Source organism: Mycobacterium sp. KBS0706 (assembly GCF_005938675.2).
GTDB lineage: Bacteria > Pseudomonadota > Alphaproteobacteria > DSM-16000 > Inquilinaceae > Inquilinus.
On record NZ_VCCH02000192.1, the window covers coordinates 1 to 5,967 of the forward strand.

9 protein-coding genes and 1 pseudogene are annotated in these 5,967 nt (G+C 69.7%); 6 read left to right on the forward strand and 4 right to left on the reverse strand.

Translation table 11 applies throughout. The annotated features are described in order from the left end of the window. Positions 1 to 37: 37 nt before the first annotated feature. The 4 genes and pseudogenes from FFK22_RS44655 to FFK22_RS40535 all read left to right on the forward strand — a co-directional run. Positions 38 to 136: pseudogene (locus tag FFK22_RS44655) on the forward strand (hypothetical protein); the annotation flags it as partial. Positions 137 to 244: 108 nt separating this feature from the next. Then, positions 245 to 832 carry a dihydrofolate reductase family protein gene (locus tag FFK22_RS40525; protein WP_138893505.1) on the forward strand — a complete coding sequence of 196 codons (588 nt, stop codon included), beginning with the start codon at positions 245 to 247 and terminating at the stop codon, positions 830 to 832. A 50-nt stretch (positions 833 to 882) separates the two neighbouring features. Then, entirely contained in the window at positions 883 to 1,527 is a 645-nt protein-coding gene (locus tag FFK22_RS40530) for a glutathione S-transferase family protein (RefSeq protein ID WP_138893506.1), read from the forward strand. 74 nt (positions 1,528 to 1,601) lie between these two features. Further along, positions 1,602 to 1,931, forward strand: a complete 330-nt coding sequence (locus FFK22_RS40535; protein ID WP_138893507.1) for a hypothetical protein — start codon at positions 1,602 to 1,604, stop codon at positions 1,929 to 1,931. 38 nt (positions 1,932 to 1,969) lie between these two features. Here the strand turns inward: FFK22_RS40535 and FFK22_RS40540 are convergent, their stop codons facing one another. The 4 genes from FFK22_RS40540 to FFK22_RS40555 form a co-directional block, all read right to left on the reverse strand. Then, entirely contained in the window at positions 1,970 to 2,395 is a 426-nt protein-coding gene (locus FFK22_RS40540) for a type II toxin-antitoxin system VapC family toxin (protein WP_138893508.1), read from the reverse strand. Beyond that, on the reverse strand, positions 2,395 to 2,637 hold the full coding sequence (locus tag FFK22_RS40545; RefSeq protein WP_138893509.1) for a type II toxin-antitoxin system Phd/YefM family antitoxin: 243 nt from the start codon (positions 2,635 to 2,637) through the stop codon (positions 2,395 to 2,397). The genes FFK22_RS40540 and FFK22_RS40545 overlap by 1 nt, the downstream gene beginning before the upstream one ends. A gap of 422 nt (positions 2,638 to 3,059) precedes the next feature. Continuing rightward, positions 3,060 to 3,686: a PQQ-binding-like beta-propeller repeat protein gene (locus tag FFK22_RS40550; RefSeq protein ID WP_138893510.1), complete on the reverse strand. Its 627-nt coding sequence runs from the start codon at positions 3,684 to 3,686 to the stop codon at positions 3,060 to 3,062. A gap of 33 nt (positions 3,687 to 3,719) precedes the next feature. Further along, on the reverse strand, positions 3,720 to 4,940 hold the full coding sequence (locus FFK22_RS40555; RefSeq protein ID WP_138893511.1) for a helix-turn-helix domain-containing protein: 1,221 nt from the start codon (positions 4,938 to 4,940) through the stop codon (positions 3,720 to 3,722). 83 nt (positions 4,941 to 5,023) lie between these two features. Between FFK22_RS40555 and FFK22_RS40560 the strand changes: the two genes are divergently transcribed. Next, positions 5,024 to 5,788 (forward strand): DUF899 domain-containing protein, encoded by a 765-nt coding sequence (locus FFK22_RS40560; RefSeq protein WP_138893512.1) that lies wholly within the window; start codon positions 5,024 to 5,026, stop codon positions 5,786 to 5,788. Beyond that, positions 5,781 to 5,967, forward strand: a 187-nt coding sequence (locus FFK22_RS40565) for a hypothetical protein (RefSeq protein WP_221939253.1), incomplete at its 3' end; no start/stop codon positions are given. The genes FFK22_RS40560 and FFK22_RS40565, both read left to right, overlap by 8 nt.

Below are 5,967 nucleotides of genomic sequence, written 5' to 3' on the forward strand. Positions count from 1 at the left end.
TCTCGGCTCAAGGGAGGTCCCCGAGGGAATACGGTGACTGGGCCGGGTCTCGACCCGCATCGTCAACGAGGTCCGCGGCGTCAACCGCGTCGTCTATGACATCACCTCGAAGCCGCCGGGAACGATCGAGTGGGAGTTGTCGCCAGAGCCTCCGCAACGCTGCGCGGCTGAAAATTCGCCGCGCGCTGTCGGATCGTGTCGATCCGGTTCGTCCTAGGGCCAGGATCGCCCCGAGGAGGATGCGGTGAGAGACCTGATCCTGAAGATGTCGATCTCGATCGACGGCTTCGTCAGCGACCTGGAGGGCCGGAACACCTGGATGTTCGGCGCCGACCAGGAGGCGAAGGCCTGGTCCGTCGAATATCTCTGGACTGCCGGCCTGCACATCATGGGCAGCCGCAGCTTCCAGGACATGGCTGCCTGGTGGCCGACCTCCACCGACCAGTTCGCGGCGCCGATGAACCGGATCCCCAAGGCCGTCTTCTCGCGGCAGGGACCGGCGATCCCGACGAAAGCGAGCCCATCGGCGACGCTGCAGCCCGGCGGAGAAAGCTGGGCGGAGGCCCGTGTGGCGAGCGGCGACCTGGCGGCGGACATCGCGGCGCTGAAGGCCCAAGGGGGCAGGCCGATCATCGCCCATGGCGGCGTGCGCTTCGCCCGCAGCCTCGTCGCCCGGGGGCTGGTCGACCAGTTCGTCCTGCTGGTGGCGCCCGTGGCGCTGGGCAAAGGCCTGCCGCTGTTCTCCGAACTCGCCGCGCCGGCGCCTCTAAGGCTGGTCAGCTCGACGGCCTTTCCGGGGGGCGCGGTGGCGCAGATCTATCGGCCGGCGTGACCCCGTCGCCGAGCGATTGAATTGGCCATGCCAACGAAGGATCGCGAGAGATGATCACCGTCTTTGGTGAAGGCAGAGGATTCCGGGTCGTCTGGCTGCTCGAGGAGATGGGGCTCGCCTACCGGCTGAGGCCGGTGGACCTGCTGGCCGGCGTCGAGGACGACGCGGAGTTCCTGGCCATAAACCCCGCCGGCTTCATCCCGGCGATCCAGGACGGCGACGTCACCATGGTCGAGTCGATCGCGATCATGGAGTATCTGATGGCCCGCCACGGACCGACGCCGCTCGCGCCCGGCCCGCAGCATCCCGCCTTCCCCGCGTACCAGCAGTTCCTTCACCTCGGCGAAGCCGGCCTCGCGGCGTCCATGTACTTCGTCGTGGTCAGCCGCAATCTCGCGCCGGAGGCCGAGCGGCGGAACTGGGGTGCCGGCAAGGCGCTGGAGGTGTTCGAGAGCCGGCTGGGGCTGGTAACGCGGCAGCTTGCGCGTTCGCCCTATCTCGCCGGCGAGACGTTCACGGCGGCCGACATCTCGGTGACCTACGCCCTCGAATTCGCCCAGAGAGCCGGAGGCGTCGTCCTCGGCGAAGCGGAGCGGGCCTATGTGGCCCGGACCAGCGGACGCGATGCCTATAAGCGGGCCATGGAGACATGCCAGGCCACGAAGGCATGGGCGGCCGCAGCGGCTGGTCGATGAGGGGTGGCGGTGAGGCGACAAAATAGGCTCTGGTGATCGGCTGCTGCTCTTCGAGCGAATGGAAAGCCCCACTCATGCCCGACGACAAATGGTCTCCGTCCGAAAAGAAGATCGCGCGCCGCGCCTATGAGGCAGCACTCGCCGTGGCGCTCGCGAGGATCCTGGCCGAGTTCAAGGCCAAGGCCGCCCAGGTGGCGACGCCGTCGGAGATGTGGGATCTCGAATGGTACCTGCGCGAGAGACGCCGGCATATCGACACCCTCTTCGACTATCGGTATTCGCAGCTCACCCACGTCTTTGCCGTCCTCATCCTCGAGGGCTATCTGGATGAAGCCAGCCTTGCCGGCCTGGCCGAGGATAAGCTGGACGGTATTCGACGCCAGGTCAGATGGGCGCAGGGTTGATCGCGACGCTCCGGCACGTGCCGGGGCGGGCGGATAGGCTAGGGCAGGAGCTGCGCCGGAATGCCCAGCACGGGGCCGGCATCGGCGAGCCGCTGGTCGAGCGTGTGCACCGTGGCACCGTGCTCCGACGCGACGGCGAGGTGGAGCGCATCGCCGGCGCGCAGCCCGAGCGCGTGCTGATCGACGAAGGTCGCCGCCGTCCGGAAATGCCGGCCGGCGACCGGAAGGACGGTGAAGCTCTCCACGACCAGCTTGTTGAACATCGCCAACGCCGCCGCGCGTTGATCCAGCGTGATCTGGCCGGTGCGCAGCTTGATCGACATGGCGGACGACAGCTCGGTGATGGTCCAGTCGCTGATCAGCAGTTGCGCCGGATCCTGCGCCGCGAGCCAGCGCTGAACGAGCGGCGTCGTAGCTTCGTTGGTTAGCGCTGCGACGATCAGCGACGTGTCGAGATAGTGCATCAGTAGCGGTCGCCATCCCGCATCGACCGCACCAGATCGGCGGCGTCCTGCGCCTGGTCCGGCATGGTGGCCGCCAAGGTCTGGAGCGCAGCCAGATCGACCCGCTTGCGGGGTCTCGCCACGGCGGTCAGTCTCGCCACCGGCTTGCCGCGCCGGGTGATGTCGATCGAATCCCCAGCCTCCACCCGATCGACGAGCTCGCTCAGATGGGCCTTGGCATCCGCCAGATTGACCGAGTCCATGTCACGCTCCTGACCATATAGATGGTCATATAGCTCGCGGCGTCGGGCAATTCCAGCGAAGAGCGATCCGCGCGATGGAGCGACGGCCGAACCAATGGGCGAGTTGGATCGAGATGCGGTCGACTCTCTTGTCAGCCTGAAACGTAGGCCTGCGTCGTTCCTTTTACTTGGGACCGAACATGAAGTGATGGGACGACCAACTGGACGCGGCCATCGAACAGGCCGGCCAGCGAGAGCGAGCCGCCCGGTCTTTCGAAGCGTAGGGCTTCTCCACCTGCTTCCGGGCATTGTCATCCGGCGGCGGGCAGCGCATCGCGCTGGCGGGTGAGCATTCTCTGCAACCGGCAGCTTGAGCCGCGCCCTCGGCCGTCCTCGTGCGAGACGACTTATCGTCAAGCACGCGCCCCTCCTCGTAACTGTGATCAGCCCCGCTTCGGCCTTCTCACCGCCCGGACCTTGCCGCTCTTGCCGCCGCCGCAGAAGAACTGGTCGGCGCCGTCGGATTCCAGCCCGGACACGAAGGTTCCGGCCGGCATCTCCAGGCTCTCCAGCACCTCGCCCGACCGCGGATCGATCCGTCGAAGCTCGCTCTCATCGGCCTCCCAGGTGGCGTGCCACAGCTCGCCGTCGACCCAGCTGACGCCGGTGACGTGGCGGTTGGAGTCGATGGTGCGCAGCACGCGGCCGGTCTCGGGGTCGACCTGGTGGATCTTGCGCTCCCGATACTGCCCGACCCACAGCGTGCCCTCGCCCCAGGCGAGGCCGGAATCGTTGCCGCCGCCAGGCGCCGGGATGGTGGCCAGCACCCGGCCGGTCTCCGGGTCGATCTTCTGGATCCGGCTCTCTGCGATCTGGAACAGGTGTCGGCCGTCGAAGGCCGTGCCCGCATGGGCGGCCACGTCGAGCGAGCGCACCGTCTTGCCGCTGTTCGGATCGAGGGCGTTGAGCCTGTCCCCGGAGGCGAACCAGACGCGCTCGCCGTCATAGGTAACGCCGGCCACCTCGTCGACGCCCGGGAACGGCCCGTATTCGCGGATGATCTCGGTCATGGGTCGCCTCCTCGATCGTTGCATGCGGCCATCCTAGCCGTCGGGCAGCAGGGCCGGGAGTAACAAGGCCGTCGTGAAACCGGGCAGGGGCGGGGTCACCCAGCGGCGCGCCCGGCCCTGGCCGAAGAATTGCACCTTGCCCGCCTCCGCCAGCGCGTCGAGCGCCCGCTGCACCGTGCGTTGGCTGGCGTCCAGCGCCAGGGCCAGGGCCGAGCTGGACCAGGATTCGCCGTCGGCCAGGAAGGCCAGCACCGCCGCATGCCGCTCCTCGACCGGCCGGGCCAGCACCACGACCTCGCGGCCGTCATGCGGCACCAGGGCGAAGCCGCGCGCCGTCGCGGTCACGCCCGCCAGCGGCCGCAGCGCCGCGCGCAGCCGCCCGATCTCGACCCGCAGCCGCGCCCGGTGCGATTCATCGGCGAATCTCGCGCCGAAGGCCCGCTGCAGCAGCGTGCCCCGCGGCACGTCGCCGGGCCAGGTCTCGGCCAGGGCGCGGGCCAGGGCGAACAGCACCGGGCGCCGGGCCAGCGACACCACCGTGCCGGCCTCGCGCACGGCATGGCGGCACGCATCCACCACCAGCGCCGGCGACGCCAGCAGCGCCTCGACCTCCGCCAGCAGCAGCGGCCGCTCCCCGCCGCGTGCGATCAGGCGCGCCGCCGGCGTGTCGAGCAGGCGGGACGCGGTCTCGACCTCCGCCGCCAGCGCCGGGATGCGGGCGAGGCGGGCGGCATGGCCGGCACGGTTGAGGGCGGCCCGGGCCGGTCCCGTTTGCAGGCGCCGCATCGCGATCCCGGCGAGCACCAGCTCATGCGCGGTCCGCCAGGCCGGCGGGAGAGGGGAGGGGTCGAGCCCGGCCAGCGCCTGCTCGGCCTCGTCGAGTCGCCCGATCAGCAGCAGGCGGCGGATCGCCAGGGTGCGCGCATGGGCGGCGTTCAGCCGGTCGCCATGTGCGTCCAGCGTCGCCCGCGCCGCCTCCAGCGCCTTCGGCGGCCAGCCGAGGTCGCGCGAGGCGAGGGCCACCTCGGCCTCGGCGACGACGCAGCGGGCGCGGGAGACGGCCTCCCTGGCCCCGAAGGCGCGGCCCGCCCGGCGCAGCAGCACCTTGGCCCGGGCGAGGTCGCCGAGCTGCGCCATGGCGATGCCGCGCAACGCCAGTGCCGGCGCGTCGTCGCGCAGGGCGACCCGGTTCAGGGCACCGAGCGGATCGCCCGCCGCCAGCGCCCGCCCCGCGGCCGTGATCAGCGAGTCCATCGGAATCCCGTCACACTTGTCACTCCCCGCCATTCGCTCCCCGGCACCAGTCTAACCCACAGGACACCGATGGAGAGCGAACGATGACGGCACATCTGACTGGAACCCGCGAGGAATGGCTGGCGGCGCGGCTCGACCTGCTCGCGGCCGAGAAGGAACTGACGCGGCAGAGCGACGAGCTGGCGCGGCGGCGGCAGGCGCTGCCCTGGGTCCGGGTCGACAAGGAGTACCGGTTCGAGACCGATGACGGCGCCGTCTCGCTGCCGGAGCTGTTCCAGGGGCGGTCGCAGCTCCTGGTCTACCATTTCATGTTTGGGCCCGACTACAAGGCCGGCTGCCCGTCATGCTCGATGATCGCGGACGGCTTCAACGGCTTCGCGGTCCATCTCGCCAACCATGACGTGGCGTTCTGGGCGGTGTCGCGGGCGCCGCTGGCCAGGCTGCAGGCCTACAAGCAGCGGATGGGATGGGGCTTCCCCTGGGCGTCCTCGGCCGATGGCGCGTTCAATTACGACTTCAACGTCTCCTTCACCGAGGAGCAGCAGCGCGGCGGGACGGTCGAATACAACTACCGGCGCAGCGGCCTGGCGATGAAGTCGACGGCGATCCCAGCGCCGGTCGTGCAGTTCGCGGAGATGTGCGGCACCGACGCGCCGAGCTACATGCGCGACAAGCCGGGGCTGAGCGCCTTCGTGCTCGAGGACGGCGCTGTTTATCACACCTACTCGACCTATGCCCGCGGGCTGGACGGCCTGTGGGGCTCGTATCAGTGGCTCGACCGCGCGCCGAAGGGACGCAACGAGGCCGGCGTGTGGTGGCGCCGCCATGACGAGTACGGCCATGAGTGATATCGCGATGTCTCGCCGGCCGCTCGGCGCGGCCGGTTGGCTGCATCTCGCAGCCACGCCGACCTTCGCCCTCATGGCGCTGGTCACGGCCATGTCCGGCGGCGAGGCGGATGTCCTGTGCTCGGCCATGGGGGCGTCGCCCCTGGCCGGCATGGTGCCGATGTACCTGCTGATGAGCC